This is a genomic window from Methylobacterium sp. (genome assembly GCF_019745455.1).
GTDB lineage: Bacteria > Pseudomonadota > Alphaproteobacteria > Rhizobiales > Beijerinckiaceae > Methylobacterium.
On record NZ_JAIETD010000020.1, the window covers coordinates 52,851 to 70,618 of the forward strand.

19 protein-coding genes are annotated in these 17,768 nt (G+C 65.8%); 5 read left to right on the plus strand and 14 right to left on the minus strand.

The features are described 5' to 3' along the window. Window positions 1-10: 10 nt before the first annotated feature. The 5 genes from K2Y56_RS03555 to K2Y56_RS03575 are packed head-to-tail and all read left to right on the plus strand — an operon-like array spanning window position 11 to window position 8,641. Window positions 11-1,681: a methyl-accepting chemotaxis protein gene (locus K2Y56_RS03555; RefSeq protein ID WP_292505128.1), complete on the plus strand. Its 1,671-nt coding sequence runs from the start codon at window positions 11-13 to the stop codon at window positions 1,679-1,681. A gap of 15 nt (window positions 1,682-1,696) precedes the next feature. After that, window positions 1,697-3,955: a response regulator gene (locus tag K2Y56_RS03560; RefSeq protein ID WP_292505129.1), complete on the plus strand. Its 2,259-nt coding sequence runs from the start codon at window positions 1,697-1,699 to the stop codon at window positions 3,953-3,955. 8 nt (window positions 3,956-3,963) lie between these two features. After that, window positions 3,964-5,049 carry a chemotaxis-specific protein-glutamate methyltransferase CheB gene (gene cheB, locus K2Y56_RS03565; protein ID WP_292505258.1) on the plus strand — a complete coding sequence of 362 codons (1,086 nt, stop codon included), beginning with the start codon at window positions 3,964-3,966 and terminating at the stop codon, window positions 5,047-5,049. Continuing rightward, entirely contained in the window at window positions 5,046-6,779 is a 1,734-nt protein-coding gene (locus K2Y56_RS03570; protein WP_292505132.1) for a response regulator, read from the plus strand. Before cheB ends, K2Y56_RS03570 begins: the two co-directional genes overlap by 4 nt. Before the next feature lie 2 nt (window positions 6,780-6,781). Further along, complete coding sequence (locus K2Y56_RS03575; RefSeq protein ID WP_292505136.1) at window positions 6,782-8,641, plus strand: response regulator; 1,860 nt, start codon at window positions 6,782-6,784, stop codon at window positions 8,639-8,641. 120 nt (window positions 8,642-8,761) lie between these two features. Here K2Y56_RS03575 and rplQ read toward each other — a convergent pair whose 3' ends face one another. The 14 genes from rplQ to rpsN all read right to left on the minus strand — a co-directional run bounded on the left by rplQ (window position 8,762) and on the right by rpsN (window position 17,755). Then, window positions 8,762-9,172, minus strand: a complete 411-nt coding sequence (gene rplQ / locus K2Y56_RS03580) for a 50S ribosomal protein L17 (RefSeq protein WP_292505139.1) — start codon at window positions 9,170-9,172, stop codon at window positions 8,762-8,764. 182 nt (window positions 9,173-9,354) lie between these two features. Next, window positions 9,355-10,407: a DNA-directed RNA polymerase subunit alpha gene (locus tag K2Y56_RS03585; protein WP_292505141.1), complete on the minus strand. Its 1,053-nt coding sequence runs from the start codon at window positions 10,405-10,407 to the stop codon at window positions 9,355-9,357. Between the two features lie 84 nt (window positions 10,408-10,491). Continuing rightward, the gene (locus K2Y56_RS03590; protein WP_292505261.1) at window positions 10,492-11,367 is read right to left on the minus strand and encodes an MBL fold metallo-hydrolase; all 876 of its coding nucleotides are present in this window, start codon (window positions 11,365-11,367) and stop codon (window positions 10,492-10,494) included. Between the two features lie 37 nt (window positions 11,368-11,404). Beyond that, window positions 11,405-11,794, minus strand: a complete 390-nt coding sequence (gene rpsK, locus K2Y56_RS03595) for a 30S ribosomal protein S11 (protein WP_292505145.1) — start codon at window positions 11,792-11,794, stop codon at window positions 11,405-11,407. Window positions 11,795-11,963: 169 nt separating this feature from the next. Continuing rightward, window positions 11,964-12,332 carry a 30S ribosomal protein S13 gene (rpsM, locus tag K2Y56_RS03600; protein ID WP_019904471.1) on the minus strand — a complete coding sequence of 123 codons (369 nt, stop codon included), beginning with the start codon at window positions 12,330-12,332 and terminating at the stop codon, window positions 11,964-11,966. 207 nt (window positions 12,333-12,539) lie between these two features. Then, window positions 12,540-13,142, minus strand: a complete 603-nt coding sequence (locus K2Y56_RS03605; protein ID WP_292505150.1) for an adenylate kinase — start codon at window positions 13,140-13,142, stop codon at window positions 12,540-12,542. Between the two features lie 95 nt (window positions 13,143-13,237). Continuing rightward, window positions 13,238-14,578: a preprotein translocase subunit SecY gene (gene secY, locus K2Y56_RS03610; RefSeq protein WP_292505153.1), complete on the minus strand. Its 1,341-nt coding sequence runs from the start codon at window positions 14,576-14,578 to the stop codon at window positions 13,238-13,240. Between the two features lie 124 nt (window positions 14,579-14,702). Continuing rightward, window positions 14,703-15,206 (minus strand): 50S ribosomal protein L15, encoded by a 504-nt coding sequence (rplO, locus tag K2Y56_RS03615; protein ID WP_292505156.1) that lies wholly within the window; start codon window positions 15,204-15,206, stop codon window positions 14,703-14,705. 11 nt (window positions 15,207-15,217) lie between these two features. Continuing rightward, window positions 15,218-15,409 carry a 50S ribosomal protein L30 gene (gene rpmD / locus K2Y56_RS03620; protein ID WP_292505159.1) on the minus strand — a complete coding sequence of 64 codons (192 nt, stop codon included), beginning with the start codon at window positions 15,407-15,409 and terminating at the stop codon, window positions 15,218-15,220. Between the two features lie 11 nt (window positions 15,410-15,420). Beyond that, window positions 15,421-16,008 carry a 30S ribosomal protein S5 gene (rpsE, locus tag K2Y56_RS03625; RefSeq protein WP_292505162.1) on the minus strand — a complete coding sequence of 196 codons (588 nt, stop codon included), beginning with the start codon at window positions 16,006-16,008 and terminating at the stop codon, window positions 15,421-15,423. Between the two features lie 99 nt (window positions 16,009-16,107). After that, complete coding sequence (gene rplR / locus K2Y56_RS03630; protein WP_292505165.1) at window positions 16,108-16,470, minus strand: 50S ribosomal protein L18; 363 nt, start codon at window positions 16,468-16,470, stop codon at window positions 16,108-16,110. 12 nt (window positions 16,471-16,482) lie between these two features. After that, entirely contained in the window at window positions 16,483-17,016 is a 534-nt protein-coding gene (gene rplF / locus K2Y56_RS03635; RefSeq protein ID WP_292505167.1) for a 50S ribosomal protein L6, read from the minus strand. 25 nt (window positions 17,017-17,041) lie between these two features. Continuing rightward, window positions 17,042-17,437 (minus strand): 30S ribosomal protein S8, encoded by a 396-nt coding sequence (rpsH, locus tag K2Y56_RS03640; protein ID WP_163639994.1) that lies wholly within the window; start codon window positions 17,435-17,437, stop codon window positions 17,042-17,044. Window positions 17,438-17,449: 12 nt separating this feature from the next. Beyond that, window positions 17,450-17,755 (minus strand): 30S ribosomal protein S14, encoded by a 306-nt coding sequence (gene rpsN / locus K2Y56_RS03645; RefSeq protein ID WP_292505172.1) that lies wholly within the window; start codon window positions 17,753-17,755, stop codon window positions 17,450-17,452. Between the last annotated feature and the right edge of the window lie 13 nt (window positions 17,756-17,768).

Consider the following 17,768-nt stretch of genomic DNA (forward strand, 5'->3'; position numbering starts at 1 on the left):
TTCATTGAGCGTGGCGATCTCGATCGGAAGACGCATCCTCCTCGGCTTCGCGGCCATCATCGCGGTGATGATCGCCCTCGGCATCTATGCCTTGAGCCAGGTCGGCGCCGTGCGCGACAATACGAACACCATTATCGGCCGCGACCTGTCGATCGCCCGCAAGCTCGATGACCTCGCCAACAAATCCCGCGACCTCGGCCTTGTCCGGCGCAATGCCGTGATCGCTGCCCTCAGGCCGAGCCAGGCCGGGACGGATCAGTCGGGGACAGCGGAAACTTGGCGACGCGTCGCGGTGGAGGCCGAGGCCATCCTCAACGACATCGTTCGCACTACCACAGACTATTCCGCCACGGCGCCATCCTCCGAGCGGTCGGCGATCTGGAAGAAACTGAGTGATACCGGCGGCGTCGCCCTCGCCAGCTTCCGCCAGCTTCAGGCCGCGAGCGAGGCGCAGTTCGTCGCCATCGGCGCCAGAGACATGGACGCGGTCGAGGCGCGGAACGACACCGTGAACCAGATTCAGGATGCTCTGCTGCGCAATATCGGACGGGCGCGGGACGTCCTCGATGACGGCATCGCCGCCGGCCAGCGGCGGTCGACCGAGATCTACGAGCTGAGCCGCCTCTCCATCGGCCTGTTCATGACTGCCTGCGTTGTGCTGAGCCTCATTGTCACGGCACTGATCCGGCGTGGGGTGGTCCGACCCCTGGAAGAGATCATGGAGTTCGTCGAGCGGGTCGGCTCGGGGGATCTCACCGGCAATCTCGCCCGCGCCGGCAGCGACGAGATCGGCCGTCTGGGAAGCACGCTCAACGCCATGGTGGCTGGCCTCGCCGACCTCGCCAGGACGAACAGGGCAGCGACATCGGACCTGAACGCTGCGGCCGCCCAGATCCGGGCTTCGGCGCAAGAGCAGGCGGCCAGCGTCGAGGAGCAATTTGCCGCGGTTCAGGAGACCGCCGCCACCGTCGACGAAATCACCCATTCGGGCGCTCAGATCGGCAAGCGCGCCGGCGAGGTCATCGCGACGGCCCAATCCACGGCGCAGACTTCGCGGGCGGGCCTGCGCTCCGTCGCAGACACCGCAAAGGCCATGGACGCGATCCGCGAGCAGGCCGAGGCCGTAGCCGGCAACATCGTGTCCCTCAGCGAGAAGACCCAGGCGATCGGCGAGATCATCACCACGGTCAACGACATCTCGGAGCGGACCCATCTCCTCGCCCTCAATGCCGCCATCGAGGCGGCGGCGGCAGGCGAGAGCGGACGCAGCTTTGCCATCGTCGCTTCGGAGATGAAGCTTCTCGCCGATCAGGCCAAGGGCGCTACGGCCCAGGTCCGTTCGATTCTCTCGGAGATCCAGCGTGGAATCAACACCTCGGTGATGCTCACGGAGGAAGCGGTGAAACGCGCCGCCGCCGGCAAGATCCGCTCGGACACCACCCAGCGCACCATCGAAGAGATCACGGCCCGGGTCGAGGAGAACGTCCAGACCTTCCAGCAGATCGTCGCCTCCACCAACCAGCAGCAGCTCGGGATCGAGCAGGTGATGGGCGCCCTGCAGAACATCCGTCAAGCCAGCCAGCAGACCGCCGCGGGAACCCGCGAGGTCGAGGCGGCCTCGGCCAACCTCACCGAACTCGCCCAGGCGCTGATGACGCTGGCCGAACGCTACCGGCATTGAGAGCGGCCGCAGGCGGTGGATATCCGGCAGCAGCTCCTCGAAGCCTTCGCCATCGAGTATCGCGAACATCTCGACGTGATCCGCGCGGCCCTGGCGGGCAGCGAGGGTCGGCCGCCGGACTGGAACGACATCTTCCGCCGCGCGCACAGCCTCAAGGGTGCATCGCGGGCCGTGGATCTGCCTGCAGTCGAAGCGGTGGCGCATCGCCTGGAGACCCTGTTCGAGCGAATCATGGACGGCTCCGCCGCCCTCGACCGGCCAGCCCATGCGGCCGTCGACCTTTCCCTCGACCGGATCGAGGCTTGTGTCGCGGACCTTCAGGCCGGCCTCACGCCCTCCCCGCCGGAGGATGCCCTGGCCGCCCTCGATCTGTGCCTCGGCGTTCCCCGCACCGCCCCGCCGGCCGCGCCTGCACGCAGCTCACCGCCCCCCGACGTGCAGCCATCGGCTGAACCATCTCAGGAAACGGGTCCGACAGTCCTCCGCGTCCCTGCAGATGCTGTCGAAGGCCTGTCGCGAGCGAGCCATGAGCTCGCGACAGCTCTCATCGGCGAGGGCGCGGTGGCGGAGGGTCTCGCCGGCATCCGGCGGAGCGCTCTCGAACTCGGCCATCGTGTCGAGAACCTGCGGGTCGCGACCACCGGGAGGCTCACTCGCTCGAAACGCGGCGGTCAGAACGAAGCGCGAGACGGCAAGATGGACGCGACCATTGCCGAGTTTCGCGCCTTGGAGGCTCATCTCTCGGCGCTCGCCAGAGACGCTTTGGCATTGTCGCGTCGGCGAACCGTCGTCGCCTCCGCCATTGACGCCGCGGCGACGCGCGTGCGCGACGGTGCGGAGCGGCTCGCCCTCGTCCCCGCCGAGGCGGTGTTCGGCGGCTTCGCCCGGGTTCTGCGTGACATGGCACGGGATGCGGGCTCCGAGGTCGAGGTCCACATGTCGGGGCTCGATCTGCCGGTGGACCGGGCCATGCTGCAGGCGCTGAAGGACCCGGTCCTGCACGCCCTGCGCAACGCCTTGAGCCATGGCGCCGAGCCGGCTCAGGTGCGGTCACGGCTCGGCAAGCCGCCCGCTCTGACGATAGGCCTCGAAGTGGCCGCGCAGGGTGGCCGGCTCGTCATCGCGGTGACCGATGATGGTGCCGGCCCGAACCTTACGGCGATCGCAGCCACGGCGCGCAGGCGCGGTCTCCTCATGGAAGGAGCGGCGCCCGACCCGGACGCGATCCTCGCCGTGGTGTTCGAGCCGGGCTTCTCGACGAGCGCATCCGTGGACACCCTGTCGGGCAGGGGAATCGGACTGTCCGTGGTCTCCGACACCGTGGGCCGGTTGAACGGAACGGTGAGGCTCCAGCCTCGCGAGCCGTGGGGCACGGCTCTGACCATGAGCCTTCCGCTCTCGGCTGCGCGGCGCAACCTCCTGCTGGTCGCAGCGGCCGGCGATACCTACGCCTTACCGAGCCGCTCGATCGAGCGGCTCCTTCGCTTGAATCGAGGCGAGGTCGCCAGCGTGATCGGCCGCCCGACATTGCGGATTTCTGACCAAGACGGGAAGTCGACCTCGCTGCCCATCATTCGCCTCGGCGACCTCATTGGCGTCGTGGGAGAGCCGCCAACAAGCGAAACGAGCGGCATGAACGCCGTGCTTCTTCGCGGTGGCAACCGCCGCTGCGTCCTGGAGGTGGATCGCCTCCTCGATGTGCGGACCCTGCTGATGATGCCCGCTCCGCCGGTCGTCGAGGATATGAGGCTCTTCTCCGGCACGATCATCGATGGCGATCGGCCGATCCTCGTTCTCGACGTCGACGAGGTCGTAAGCCGAGCCGCCGATGCGCGTCCGTCTGCGACCGTCCCGCGCAGCAGAGATGTCGAGACAGCCACGAAAGGAACGATCGCTGCGACGCAACGTTCGACGATCCTTGTCGTCGATGATTCGATCACCACCCGCACCTTGGAGAAGGGCATCTTGGAAGCGGCGGGCTATCGCGTCGTGGTCTGTGTCGATGGTCAGGACGCCCTCGACCGCATGCGCGCCGGCATCGAGCCGATCGACCTCGTGGTCGCGGATGTCGAGATGCCGCGCCTCGATGGGTTCGGACTGCTCGAGGCCCTGCGTAAAGAGGCTTCCTTTGCGCGCCTGCCGATCATTCTGATGACATCGCGCGGGGATCCTGACGACGTCGCCCGCGGGCTCGCCCTCGGGGCGGACGCCTACTTGACCAAGCAGAGCTTCGATCAGGGCCGGCTTCTCGAAACGATCGGGCAGCTCCTATGAGCGACGGCATGCTGGAGGGTCCGGCGCGGGTGCGCGTGATGATCGTCGAAGATTCCCTCGTCGTTCGCCAACTCCTCACACACATCGTCGGTAGGGACGCCAGGTTGGAGGTCGTCGCCGCCGTGGCTTCGGGCGAGGCCGCTCTGGCGGCCATCTCCGATGCCCGGCCGGACGTCATCTCGATGGATATCAGGCTCCCGGGTATCGACGGCCTGGAAACGACGCGCAGAATCATGGCCGACCGGCCGACGCCCATCGTGGTTATCGCGGATTCCGTCGAAGATTCCTCCCTGGGCATCTCGATGAATGCTCTGCGGGCAGGCGCGCTCTCGGTAGTCGAGAAACCAGTGGCGACCACCAATGCGGGCTACGACGCGGTGGCCGCCGAGATCTGCACTCAGCTCCGGATCATGGCCGAGGTCTCGGTCATCCGGCGTCGGCCGATCGGTTCGGAATGGTCGAAGCGCAGGGTGGCCGGATCGGACGCCTCATTCGAGCCTTCCGGACGTACCAGCGAGCGGCCTGTCGTGGCTGCCATTGCGGCGTCCACCGGTGGCCCGCCTGCCCTGGCGCGGGTAATCGGCGCGCTCCCCGCTGATTTCCCCCTCCCAGTCCTCGTCGTGCAGCACATGGGTGCGGCCTTCATGGAGGGCTTCGCGTCCTGGCTCAACGGCGTCGTACCCCTGCCGGTCTCGTTGGCGCGGGACGGGATTCGGGCCGAGCCGGGGCGCGTCTATGTCGCCCCTGGCGATCGCCATCTCGAACTCGGACCGGGCCTCGGGTTGCGCGTCTCCAATGCGCCTCCGGTCGGAGGGCAGAGACCTGCCGCCACGGTCCTGTTCCGCTCCGTCGCTCGACACGCGGGACCGCGAGGGATCGGACTTCTGCTGACGGGAATGGGAGAGGATGGCGCGGCCGGCCTCCTCGACCTGTACCGCACCGGAGCTTCCACCGTCGCCGAGGACGAGAGCACCGCGGTCGTGTTCGGCATGCCCGCCGCCGCCATCCGTCTTTCGGCCGCCCGTGCCGTCCTGCCGCTGGACCGCATCGCCGCCCATCTCATCCGTCTGGCCCAGCCCGATACTGCCTCATGACCGCCACACCCATCCCGAGGCCGGACACCAAGCGGCCGTCCCGCATCCTCCTGGTGGAGGATTCCGAGACGCAGGCCCTGGAACTTCGCCTCCTCCTCGAAGCGGAGGGTTTCTCGGTGGAGCGCTGTGGCACGGCTGAGGCCGCCCTCGACCATCTGAACACGCGGCTGCCCGACCTCGTCGTGGCGGACTTCCATCTGCCCGGCATGAATGGCGACGAGTTCACCCGGCAGATGCGGCTGTCGCTGCGGACCCGCACGCTGCCTCTTCTGATGCTCACCGGCGCCCGCGACGGCGAGCGCCATGGCCTCGACAGCGGCGCCGATGCCTATGTGGCGAAATCGGCAGATCGCGACATCCTGATCCTGCGCATCCGTGCGCTCTTGCGCGAACGCGGTGGCGAACAGGCGGGCGACGGTCCCGGCGTCTCGGCCTTCCGGCGCGGCCGTGTGCTGATGGTGGATTCGAGCGCCACCTACCGTACCTTTCTGGCTGGGCTTCTCGCCCATGAGGGCCACGAGGTGCGGGCAGTAGACGGGCCAGAGGCCGCTCTGGCGGCCCTCGACGCGCCCGATGCGGCCTTCGACTGCGTGACCGTCGACCTCATGGGTCACTCCTACGACGGCCTGGTCCTCTGCCGCGAAATCGACCGGCGTCGGGCCGCCGGGCGCGAGACGCATGAGGTGGGGACACCGACCTTCCAGCTCGTCGGCATTGCGGGCACGTCGCCCGCCAAGGCGTTCCTCGTCGACGCCTTCGCGGCAGGCGCCGACGACGTCGTCTCGAAAACCGATGCCGAGATCCTGGTGATGCGGGTTCGTGGCCTTGTCCGGCGCAAGCTGCTCGAGGAGGATAACCGGCGGATTGCTGGCGAGTTCGGGGCTCGCGAGCGCGCCCTCGAACGTGCTCGCGCCGAAGCCGAGGCGGCCGAAGCCCGGGCCGCACTGGCCGGTGCGCTGGAGCAGGCCAACCGCGATCTTGCCACCGCGAACCGGAAGCTCACCGATGCCCAGGCGAAGCTCGTTCAGGCCGCCAAGATGGCATCGCTCGGCGAACTCGTCGCCGGCATCGCCCACGAGATCAATAACCCTCTCGCCTTCATCCTCGCCCACCAGGGCACCGTCGAACGGATGCTCGGAGAGATCCCGTCACCGGATGATTTGTCGGCCAAACGCGCCTTGACCAAGGCCAGGGATCGAGTCGGGTCTATGAGGATGGGACTCACCCGCATCCAAGACCTCGTCCTCAACCTACGCAAGTTCTCCCGCCTCGACGAGGGCGAGCGGACGCTCGTGAACGTGCCCGAAGCGATCGACACCGTGCTGGCGCTGATCCAGCACAAGCTCGGCAACCTCATCGCGGTGGAGCGAGAGCTCAAGGGGCGACCAGAGATTCACTGTACGCCGGCTTTGCTGAACCAGGTCGTCATGAACATCCTCGGCAACGCCGCTGACGCCATGCCGGAGGGCGGCACCATCACCATCGGGACGGAGAGCACCGAGGATACCGATCTCATCCGGATTTGCGACACGGGGCCCGGCATTCCGGATGACCTTCAGGAGAAGATCTTCGAGCCGTTCTTCACGACGAAGCCGGTGGGATCCGGGACGGGGCTCGGGCTTGCCATTGCCTACAGCGTGGTCCAAGCCCATCGCGGCTCCCTCAGCGTCGAGACGGCGCCGGGAGGAGGAGCCTGCTTCGTGATCGGCATACCGCGGCAGGCGGCATGAGCATGGCCAAAGGTACGATACTCGCCGTCGACGACGAGCCGGACATCCTCGTCGCCCTCGAGGACCTCTTCGAGGACGAGTACGAGATCCGCACGACGACGAGCCCAGCCGAAGCTCTCGGCATTCTCAGGGCGAATTCCGAGATCGCCGTGATCGTCTCGGACCAGCGGATGCCGGGCATGACGGGCGACCAGCTCCTCGCAGAGGCGCGGGCGTTCCATGACGCACAGGCCATCCTCCTCACGGGATATGCCGACCTCAGCGCCGTCGTCGCCGCCCTCAATCGTGGCGGGATCACCGGCTACGTCACGAAACCGTGGGACTCGGTACTTCTGCGCAGTACGGTCCGGAACGCCATCGAGCGCCATCGCCTCGGGCGCGATCTCGCGACCGAGCGCTCACTTCTCCTCGGTCTCCTCGACCACACCGAGGACGCGATCGCCTTCAAGGACCCGGAGGGGCGCTTTGTGCGCCTGAACGCCCGCAAGGCCGAGCGTCTCGGACGCGACGTCTCTGTCTGCCTCGGCCGCACCGAGGCGGAGATCGGTGGCGAACATTCCGCTGCAAGCCATGAGGCGGACATTGCCGCTATCGGCTCGGGCTCCTCCACCGAGGGCTTGGTCACGGAGGGCCCGGCCGGCGCGGAGCGCTGGAGCCACGTGGTCAGAGTGCCTATCCGGGACGAGGCCGGCCATGTCGCCCATCTCGCGGTGATCGAGCGAGACGTCACGGAGCAGCGCATGCTGGAGGCGCGCCTTCGCCAATCCGACAAGATGCAGGCGCTCGGAACTCTCGCAGGCGGCATCGCCCATGACTTCAACAACCTTCTCACCGCCATCCTCGGCAGTCTCGAACTGGTCGCGCCCAAGATTGCCGACCAGCCGAGGGTGCAGCGTCTCGTCGGCAATGCTACGCAGGCAGCACAGCGCGGCGCCGCGCTGACGAAGCGACTTCTCGGCTTCAGCCGCTCGCGCGAACTCCGCTCCCGCGCAGTGGACCTGAACGCATTGATCTGCGGGATGGGCGAGCTGATCGGCGGCAGCCTCGGTGGCCTCGTGACGGTGAGCAAGGAACTCGATGGCGGCTGTCCGCATGCCCTCGTCGATCCCGATCAACTCGAACTCGCAATCCTCAACCTCTGCATCAACGCGCGCGACGCCATGCCGGAGGGAGGGCGGATCGTGATCTCGACGATGAGCGGAGTTGCGGTCGACGATCCCGATCTTCCCGAGGGCGACTACGTCTCCGTCGCCGTCAGCGACAGTGGTACCGGCATCCCGGCCGAACTCCTCGAACGCGTCTGCGAGCCGTTCTTCACCACCAAGTCCCTCGGCCAAGGAACGGGTCTCGGCCTCGCCATGGTCTTCGGCCTGGCGCAGCAATCGAGCGGGCGGCTGCGGATCACCAGTGTCGTGGGCGAAGGCACTCGCGTCGAGCTGATCCTCCCTCGGGCGGAATCTGTGATGGAGGAAGCCGAACTGCCCGCTCCTCTGACGGCCGTCGAAACGCGCCCCGCCCGCATTCTCGTGGTGGACGACGACGACGAGGTCCGCCACGTGACGGCTTCGTTCCTCAACGGGTTCGGCTATCGCGAGACCGAAGCCAAGGACGGCCAGGCTGCTCTCGCCCTCCTGAAGACGGGAAAGTTCGACCTCGTCGTCGCCGATCTCGCGATGCCGGGCATGACGGGGGTCGACCTCATGGACGCCATCCGGCGCAGCGGACTGAACGTTCCCGTCCTGATCGTTACCGGCCATGCGGAGGCGGTGCCGATCCCCGCGAATGTCGCCGTTCTCCGCAAGCCGTTCGAGTCCGCCGAACTCGCGTCACAGGTGGCAAACCTGCTCTCTGTCCGCGCCTGAGTATCTCTGCATCCGGTCCGGCTGTCGGATAGGACGCCGCCGGGACCCTGCGGCTGAAATGGAAAAAGGGGCGGTCCTACGGACCGCCCCTTTTTCTACGCTCGAGACCGCGAACCGCGATCAGGCGGCTTCGTCCGTCAGTACCGGACCTGAATCCTTTCCGCGGGCATCGACATCGCGGTCGACGAACTCGATGACGGCGAGCGGCGCGTTGTCGCCGTAACGAAAGCCGGCCTTCATGATGCGGCAATAGCCACCCGGGCGGGTGTTGTAGCGCGGACCGATGACGGCGAAGAGCTTGCGGACCATGTCGGCATCGCGGATCTGCGACATAGCGAGACGACGCGCATGAAGCGTGTCGGTCTTGCCCAGCGTGATCAGCTTCTCGATGACGGGACGCAGGTCCTTGGCCTTCGGCAGCGTGGTGATGATCTGCTCGTGCTTGATCAGCGCGGCGGACATGTTCGCGAACATCGCCTTGCGATGCTCGGTGGTGCGGTTGAATCGACGACCGCGGAAACCGTGACGCATGATGGCTTTCCTTCGTTGATGGCCGCCGTGCCACGGTACGGCCAAGCGCCCCATGAGCGGGGCTTCTCATTCCGCATGACCCCGCGGCGGGATTTCCTCAGGGAGCGCGCCGGAATCGGTGCGCCTCACACACCGTCGTTCCGGGCACTGCCCTGAGCCCCGGAACGACGAAGGTTGTCAGCCTAGTAGTGCTCCTCGAAGCGCTTCGCGAGGTCCTCGATGTTCTCCGGCGGCCAGCCGGGGATGTCCATGCCGAGGTGCAGACCCATCGCGGCGAGCACTTCCTTGATCTCGTTCAGCGACTTGCGGCCGAAGTTCGGGGTGCGCAGCATCTCGCCCTCAGACTTCTGGATGAGGTCGCCGATATAAACGATGTTGTCGTTCTTCAGGCAGTTCGCAGAACGCACCGAGAGTTCGAGTTCGTCGACCTTCTTGAGCAGGGCCGGGTTGAAGGGGAGCTGCGGAGCGAGCGGTTGCGCCTCCTCCTTGCGGGGCTCTTCGAAGTTCACGAAGACCTGCAGCTGGTCCTGAATGATGCGCGCGGCGTAGGCGAGAGCATCCTCGGGCGATACGGCGCCGTTGGTCTCGATCGTCATCGTCAGCTTGTCCTTGTCGAGATCCTGGCCCTCGCGGGTGGTCTCGATGCGGTAGCTGACCTTGGTGACGGGCGAGAACAGGGCATCCACCGGGATCAGGCCGATCGGCGCATCTTCGGGCCGGTTGCGCTCAGCGGGGACGTAACCCTTGCCGGTAGCGACCGTGAACTCCATCCGGATCTCAGCGCCATCGTCGAGCGTGCAGATCACGAGGTCTGGGTTGAGGATCTGAATGTCGCCGACTGCGCTGATATCGCCGGCGGTGACGACGCCGGGGCCGGTCTTGCGCAGCGTCAGGCGCTTCGGCGCTTCGGTCTGCGAGCGGATCGCGATGGTCTTGATGTTGAGGACGATGTCGGTGACGTCCTCGCGCACGCCCGGGATCGACGAGAATTCATGCAGCACGCCGTCGATCTGCACGGAAGTCACGGCTGCGCCCTGAAGCGAGGACAGCAGCACGCGACGCAGCGAATTGCCCAGTGTCGTGCCGAAGCCGCGCTCGAGCGGCTCGGCCACCACGGTGGCGACCCGCTTGGGGTCGTGCCCGGTCGAGACCTGGAGCTTGTTCGGCTTGATGAGCTCTTGCCAGTTCTTCTGAATGACCACGGTCCTACCTCTCGCAAAGTCTACGCGGACCATTAGTGGTGTCCGCGCCGGATTCCGTTCGACGCTACGCCCAGCGCCGTACGGCCTCGAAATCTCTCGTCCGCGTTTCCGCGTCCGTCACTGTGCCGCCACCCAGAGCTCCGGCACGAAGCTGTAGCCGGCGCCGTCGCGCGCGACGTAGCCCAGCGCTGGGAACTCCAGATGGGAACCGGCGATCAGGCAACGCTCGCTGGCGACCTCGTCGAGGACGCGCTTGCGCACAATCCGGGCCTGGTCGCCGTCTACGTCGAACGAAACCCCGGCCTCCGGGTTCTTGAACTGGATCGCCGGGAGGTGGACGACGTCAGTCCACATCATCAGCGTGTGTCGGCCCGTGCCGATCCGGAAACCGGTATGCCCTGGCGTATGACCCGGCAATGGCACTGCCTCGACACCAGGTCCGACATCCCCACCCGTGTGGAGCGTCATTCGTCCGGCGTAAGGTGCGACCGCTTTCTGCGCGTTCTCGAAATACGGCTTGGCCGCGTCCGGAGCCCGCGACATTGCTCCGGCATCGAGCCAATGCGCGGCCTCGTTGGCATGCAACACGAGGCTCGCATTCGGATAGAAGGCCTTGCCGTCAGCGTCGATCAGGCCGCCGGCGTGATCGGGATGAAGGTGCGTGAGAAGCACCGTCTCGATCTCATCGGCTCCAACGCCAGCGACGGCCAGAGCAGCCGGAACATGACCGAGCGTCTCGCCGCCGAGACCGCCCATACCCGTGTCGATCAAGATCGGTTTGCGGCCCGGACCGGTGATCAGAAATGCGTTGAGCGTGATCCGCGGTGCGTCGGCTCGGAAGCCGGCCGCCTGAAGCGAACCGGCTTCATCCTTAGAAATGCCCGTGACGAGATCGAGGGAGCCCTGCAGGTAGCCGTCATTGAGCACGGTAACCGTGAGGTCGCCGAGATTCCAACGCAGCACACCCGGAAGGGGCTTGCCCGCACCCGACACGCGTTTCTCCGTCTCCGTCACGCCAGCCGCTGCTCGATCAGACCCGACGACGCTTGCGCGGACGGCAGCCGTTGTGGGGGATCGATGTCACATCGCGGATCGAGGTAACCGTGAAGCCGGCAGCCTGGAGCGCGCGCAACGCCGATTCACGGCCGGACCCCGGACCGGAGACCTCGACCTCAAGGGTGCGCATGCCGTGCTCGGATGCCTTGCGGGCCGCGTCCTCCGCCGCGACCTGGGCAGCGTAGGGCGTCGACTTGCGTGAGCCCTTGAAGCCCATCGCGCCAGCCGACGACCATGAGATGGTGTTGCCCTGCGCGTCGGTGATTGTGACCATCGTGTTGTTGAACGAGGCATTCACGTGCGCGACGCCCGACACGATATTCTTGCGCTCGCGACGACGAACGCGGGTTGCTTCCTTAGCCATCTTATCTCTCGTCCTTCAGGCGCGCCCGTAATGCCAGGCGCTCGGGATTTCTGATGTCGATCTGACGGCGGCACATGTTGAACCAGCTCGTCATGCCAGGCAGCCACGTGGGCCACCCGTTGCAACGGTTAGGAAGCCGAGCGAAGCACGGCCTCCCAAGCGCGAAGGATTACTTCTTCTTACCGGCGATGGGCTTCGACTTGCCCTTGCGAGTACGCGCATTGGTGTGCGTGCGCTGGCCGCGGACCGGCAAGTTGCGGCGATGGCGCAGACCGCGGTAGCAGCCAAGATCCATCAGGCGCTTGATGTTCATCGACACTTCGCGGCGCAGGTCGCCCTCGACGATGTAGTCGCGGTCGATCGTCTCGCGAATCGACAGCACCTCGGCGTCGGTGAGTTGGTTCACGCGGCGCTCGGCCGGAATGCCGACCTTGCCTGTGATCTCCTCGGCCTTCTTCGGGCCGATGCCGTGGATGTACTGCAGCGCGATGACGACGCGCTTGTTGGTCGGGATGTTAACGCCAGCGATACGGGCCAAGGTCATTCTCCAGTGGCGCGGGACGATCCGCCCGGCCGAGATTGCTGAGACGTGCGTCCGGTGGAGGCCGGCCCCTGCACGCCGTCCGTAACGACAAATCGGCCCGCGGCCCCTCGACGAGGTACCTCGGACCCATGACGCATCTGGACGAAGGTCGGTCGGGTAGCGCGCTGAGCACACCCTGTCAACCCTCGATCTGATCGAGTGTCAGGAGGCGGCAGTTTCGGCGTGGGCCTCGAGGATCTTCAAGAGATCTTCGGTGACCTGATCGACCGGCTTCATTCCATCCACGGTCTCGAGCGTCCCGAGGCTACCGTAATAAGCCGAGAGCGGTGCGGTCTGCATCTTGTAGGCGTCGAGACGGGTCTTGAAGACCTCGGGGGTATCGTCCTTGCGAACGGGCTCACCGCGTGCGGCGGTCTCCTCGGCCCGCTTGGCGATCCGGCCGACGAGGGCGCTTTCATCCACCACGAACTCGATGACCGTCGTCAGGGATAGACCCTTGTCGGACAGCATCCGATCGAGAGCGATTGCCTGATCCACCGTGCGAGGGAAGCCGTCGAGGATGAAGCCGGACCGCGCGTCGGCTTCCTCGATCCGGTCGGCGACGATACCGACGACGACGGAATCCGTGACCAGCCCGCCGCTTTCCATGATCGACTTCGCCTCGAGTCCAACCGGAGTTCCAGCGGCTACAGCGGCGCGTAGCATGTCGCCTGTCGAGAGCTGCGGAATGCCGAAGCGCTCGACGATGCGGGCAGACTGAGTTCCCTTGCCGGCTCCGGGCGGTCCGAGCAGGATGATCCGCATGGGCGTCGCTTCCTCGTGTTTGACCCGCAGCCGGGCTTCTTGATCGGCCGCGGCGCCTTTTACGACGCCGCCGTGAAATCCGTGCCGAGGACGGCTCAGCGCCTCTTGGGCGTCGCCCCGCGCAGCTTGGCCTTCTTCACCAATCCCTCATATTGGTGGGCTATCAGATGCCCGTGGATCTGGGCAACGGTGTCCATCGTGACAGACACCACGATCAGCAGCGACGTGCCGCCGAAACCGAGACTCGCCGACACTTGAGACGCAAGAATTTCGGGCACCAGACAGACCAGGGTCAGATACAGTGCACCGATGACGGTGATCCGCGTCAGCACCTTGTCGATGAAGGCGGCCGTCCGCTCACCAGGCCGAATACCGGGTATGAAGCCGCCCTGCTTCTTCAAATTGTCGGCCGTTTCCTCCGGGTTGAACACAACGGCGGTGTAGAAGAAGGCGAAGAAGATGATCAGGGCCGCGTAAAGCAGCATGTAGAGCGGTCGGCCGTGGCCGAGATAGGTGGTAATGGTGGCGAGGATGCCGGTCCCGCCCTGGTTCGCCGAGAAGCTCGCGATCGTCGCCGGAAGCAGCAGAAGCGACGAGGCGAAGATCGGCGGAATCACGCCGGCAGTGTTCAGCTTCAGGGGCAGGAACGAGGTCTGACCCTCGTACATCTTATTGCCGACCTGCCGCTTGGGGTAGTTGATCAGGATCCGGCGCTGGGCCCGCTCCATGAAGACGATGAAGTAGACGAGGACGGCCGCGGCAATACCGACGCCCAGGATCACGGCCGCCGAGAGGCCTCCGGTGCGGCTCAATTCGAGCGCGCCGATGATCGCCGTCGGCAGGTGCGCAACAATCCCGGCGAAGATGATGAGCGAGGAGCCGTTACCGATGCCGCGCGAGGTGATCTGCTCACCGATCCACATCAGGAACAGCGTTCCGCCTGTCAGGGTGATCACCGTCGACAGGATGAAGAACGGTCCAGGATCGGTCGCGGCGCTCGACCCCTGCAAGCCGATGGCGATGCCCCAACTCTGAACCAGCGCCAACACGACCGTGAGATAGCGCGTGTACTGATTGATGACCTTGCGGCCGGACTCCCCCTCTTTCTTCAGAGCTTCGAGCGTCGGAATCACCGAGGTAAGAAGCTGGATGATGATCGAGGCCGAGATGTACGGCATGATGTTGAGCGCGAAGATCGCCATGCGCTCGACGGCACCGCCGGAGAACATGTTGAACAGGCCCAGCACACCGCCGGCCTGGCTCTGGAAGTTGCGCGCGAATTGCTCAGGATCGATGCCGGGGATCGGGATGTAGGTGCCGAGCCGGAACACCACGAGCGCACCCAGCGTAAACCAGATGCGCTTCTTGAGTTCGTCGGCCTTGGCGATCGCCCCGAAATTGAGGTTCGCGGCGAGCTGCTCAGCGGCTGAGGCCATGGTCTCGGTTCCTGAAAACCTATTCGGCCGGGTGTATTCACACCCGTCACATAACGAAGACGGCGGCCACGCGCAGGTCGCACGGGCCGCCGCTCAGGGGTTCGACTTAAAGAGCGTGGTGCGTCTACGCAACCGCGCTGTCGGTCTTGCCGCGGGTGGAGACACCGTCGGCAAATTCGACCGTGACCGAGCCGCCGGCTTTCTCCACCGCCGCGATGGCGGATTTAGAAGCACGGGTCACCTTGAAGGCGAGCTTGGTGGTCAACTCGCCGACGCCAAGGAGCTTCACGCCGTCGCGTGCTCGCGCACAGATGCCGGCCGCGATCAGTGTCTCAACCGTGATGGTCGCACCTGCCTCGATACGGCCGGCATCAACAGCCTCCTGGATGCGACCGAGATTCACCTCGTTCAGATCCGTGGAATACAGATTGTTGAAGCCCCGCTTCGGGAGGCGACGATGCAGCGGCATCTGACCGCCCTCGAAGCCCTTGATCGAGACGCCGGTGCGGGCCTTCTGACCCTTCACGCCGCGGCCCGCGGTCTTGCCCTTGCCGGAGCCGATGCCCCGGCCGACGCGCATCCGGTTCTTGGTTGCGCCGTCGTTATCGCGAATTTCGTTCAGCTTCATGATGCCCTCCCTCAGGCCGCGTCGTCGAGGACGCGCACGAGGTGCTGAACCTTGCGGATCATCCCGCGCACGGAGGGAGTATCCTCCAGCTCGGAAACACGGTGCAGCTTGTTGAGCTTGAGGCCGATCAGCGTCGCGCGTTGATCGCCCTCACGGCGGATCGGGGAACCGATCTGCTCGATGCGGAGTGTCTTCTGTGCCATCGGACCCTCCCTTAAGCCACGGCTGCTTCGGACAGGTCGGTCGGGTCGGCGTCACGGCGGCGGGCCTGAAGGGCCGACACCTTGATGCCGCGACGAGCGGCGACCGCGCGCGGGCTGTCCTCGTTCTTCAGCGCGTCGAAGGTCGCGCGGACGAGGTTGTAGGGGTTCGACGAGCCGAGGCTCTTGGCGACTACATCCTGCATGCCGAGGGTCTCGAACACGGCGCGCATCGGGCCGCCGGCGATGATGCCGGTACCTTGTGGCGCTGCGCGCAGAATCACCTTGCCGGCCCCATGACGGCCCTGCACGTCGTGGTGCAGCGTCCGACCCTCGCGGAGGGCCACGCGGACGAGACCGCGCTTGGCGGCTTCAGTCGCCTTGCGGATCGCCTCGGGAACCTCACGGGCCTTGCCGTGACCGAAGCCGACGCGGCCCTTTTGGTCGCCGACGACGACGAGAGCAGCGAAGCCGAAGCGACGGCCACCCTTCACCACCTTGGCGACGCGGTTGATATGTACGAGCTTGTCAACGAACTCGCTGTCGCGCTCTTCGCGCTCGTCGCGGCGGCCGCGGCCCCCGCCTTCCCGTTCACGTGCCATGCTGTCTTTCCGTTATCTCACTGGCGCAGGTTGGCAGACCCGCTCGCTTGATTCGCTAGAATCGAGGGATGGCCCAAGGCCATCCCCTACCGCCAATTCTCAGAACTCCAGACCGCCTTCGCGGGCAGCCTCGGCCAACGCCTTGACGCGGCCGTGAAAGAGGTAGCCGGACCGGTCGAAGATCACCTTGGTGACCCCAGCCGCCTTGGCGCGCTCGGCAACGAGCTTGCCGACCGCCGCCGCTGCGGCAACATCGGCCCCAGTCTTCAGATCGCCCTTGAGACCCTTGTCGATGCTCGAAGCGGCGGCGAGGGTACGACCCTCGGCGTCGTCGATTACCTGGACGTAGATCTGCTTGGACGAACGGAACACCGAGAGACGGGGCCGTCCGTTCGCCGCGGCCCGCAGCGCGCGGCGCACACGAGCCTTGCGGCGGTCGAGTGCATCGATTTTGCGTGACATGATCGCCGGCCCTTACTTCTTCTTGCCTTCCTTGCGGAAGATGAACTCACCCGCATACTTCACGCCCTTGCCCTTGTAGGGCTCGGGACCGCGATAGTCGCGGATCTCGGCGGCGACCTGACCGACAACCTGCCGGTCGATGCCCGTGATCACGATTTCCGTGGGCTTGGGCGTCGTGATGGTGATGCCGGCCGGGATTTCGTACTCGATGTCGTGGCTGTAGCCGAGCGACAGCTTGAGGGCCTTGCCGGCCATCGCCGCACGATAGCCGACGCCGGTGATCTCGAGCTTCTTCTCGAAGCCCTTCGATACGCCCTCGACGAGGTTCGCGACCTGAGCACGCGAGGTGCCCCAGAGCGAACGCGCTTCCTTGGTTTGGTTCTTCGGCTGCACGGAAACCGCGCCGTCCGCGAACGAAACGTCCACCAGGTTCGGAACGACGAACTGGAGTTCGCCCTTCGAGCCCTTCATCTTCACCGTTTGACCGGTCACCGTCGCCGTCACGCCGGACGGGACGGGAACGGGCTTCTTGCCTACGCGAGACATGGCCTTTCCTCCTTATCGTCCGAGATCAGAACACCTTGCAGAGCACTTCGCCGCCGACGTTGCGCTCACGCGCCTCGTGGTCGGCCATGACGCCCTGCGGGGTGGACACGATGGTAACGCCGAGGCCGTCGGCGACGCGGGGGAGTTCACCGACCGACGAGTAGACGCGGCGGCCGGGCTTCGAGACACGCTGGATCGAGCGGATGACGGGCTGGCCGTCATAGTACTTCAGCTCGATCGCGAATTCCGTGCGGCCGTTTCCGAAATCGGTGGTGGCGTAATCACGGATGTAGCCCTCGGACTTCAGAACGTCGAGAACGCTCGCGCGCAGACGGGAGCCGGGCGTCTGGACGACGTTGCGCCGACGCTGCTGTCCATTGCGGATGCGGGTGAGCATATCGCCCACGGGATCGTTGACCATGGTGCGTGCTCCTTACCAGCTCGACTTGACGAGACCGGGGATCAGACCCTGGTTGCCGAGTTCGCGAAGCGCGATGCGCGACACGCCCATCTTGCGATAGAACGCGCGCGGACGGCCGGTCATGCCGCAGCGGTTGCGGATGCGTGTCGCGGACGAGTTGCGGGGAAGTTCCGCGAGCTTGAGGCGTGCCTCGAAGCGCTCCTCCATCTCGAGGGAGTCGTTGTTGGCGGTGGCGAGCAGCGCCTTGCGCTTGGCGGCGAACCGCTTCACCAACTCCTTGCGGTGGTTGTTTTTCTCGACTGAGCTTTTCTTTGCCATGTCTGTCTCCGGT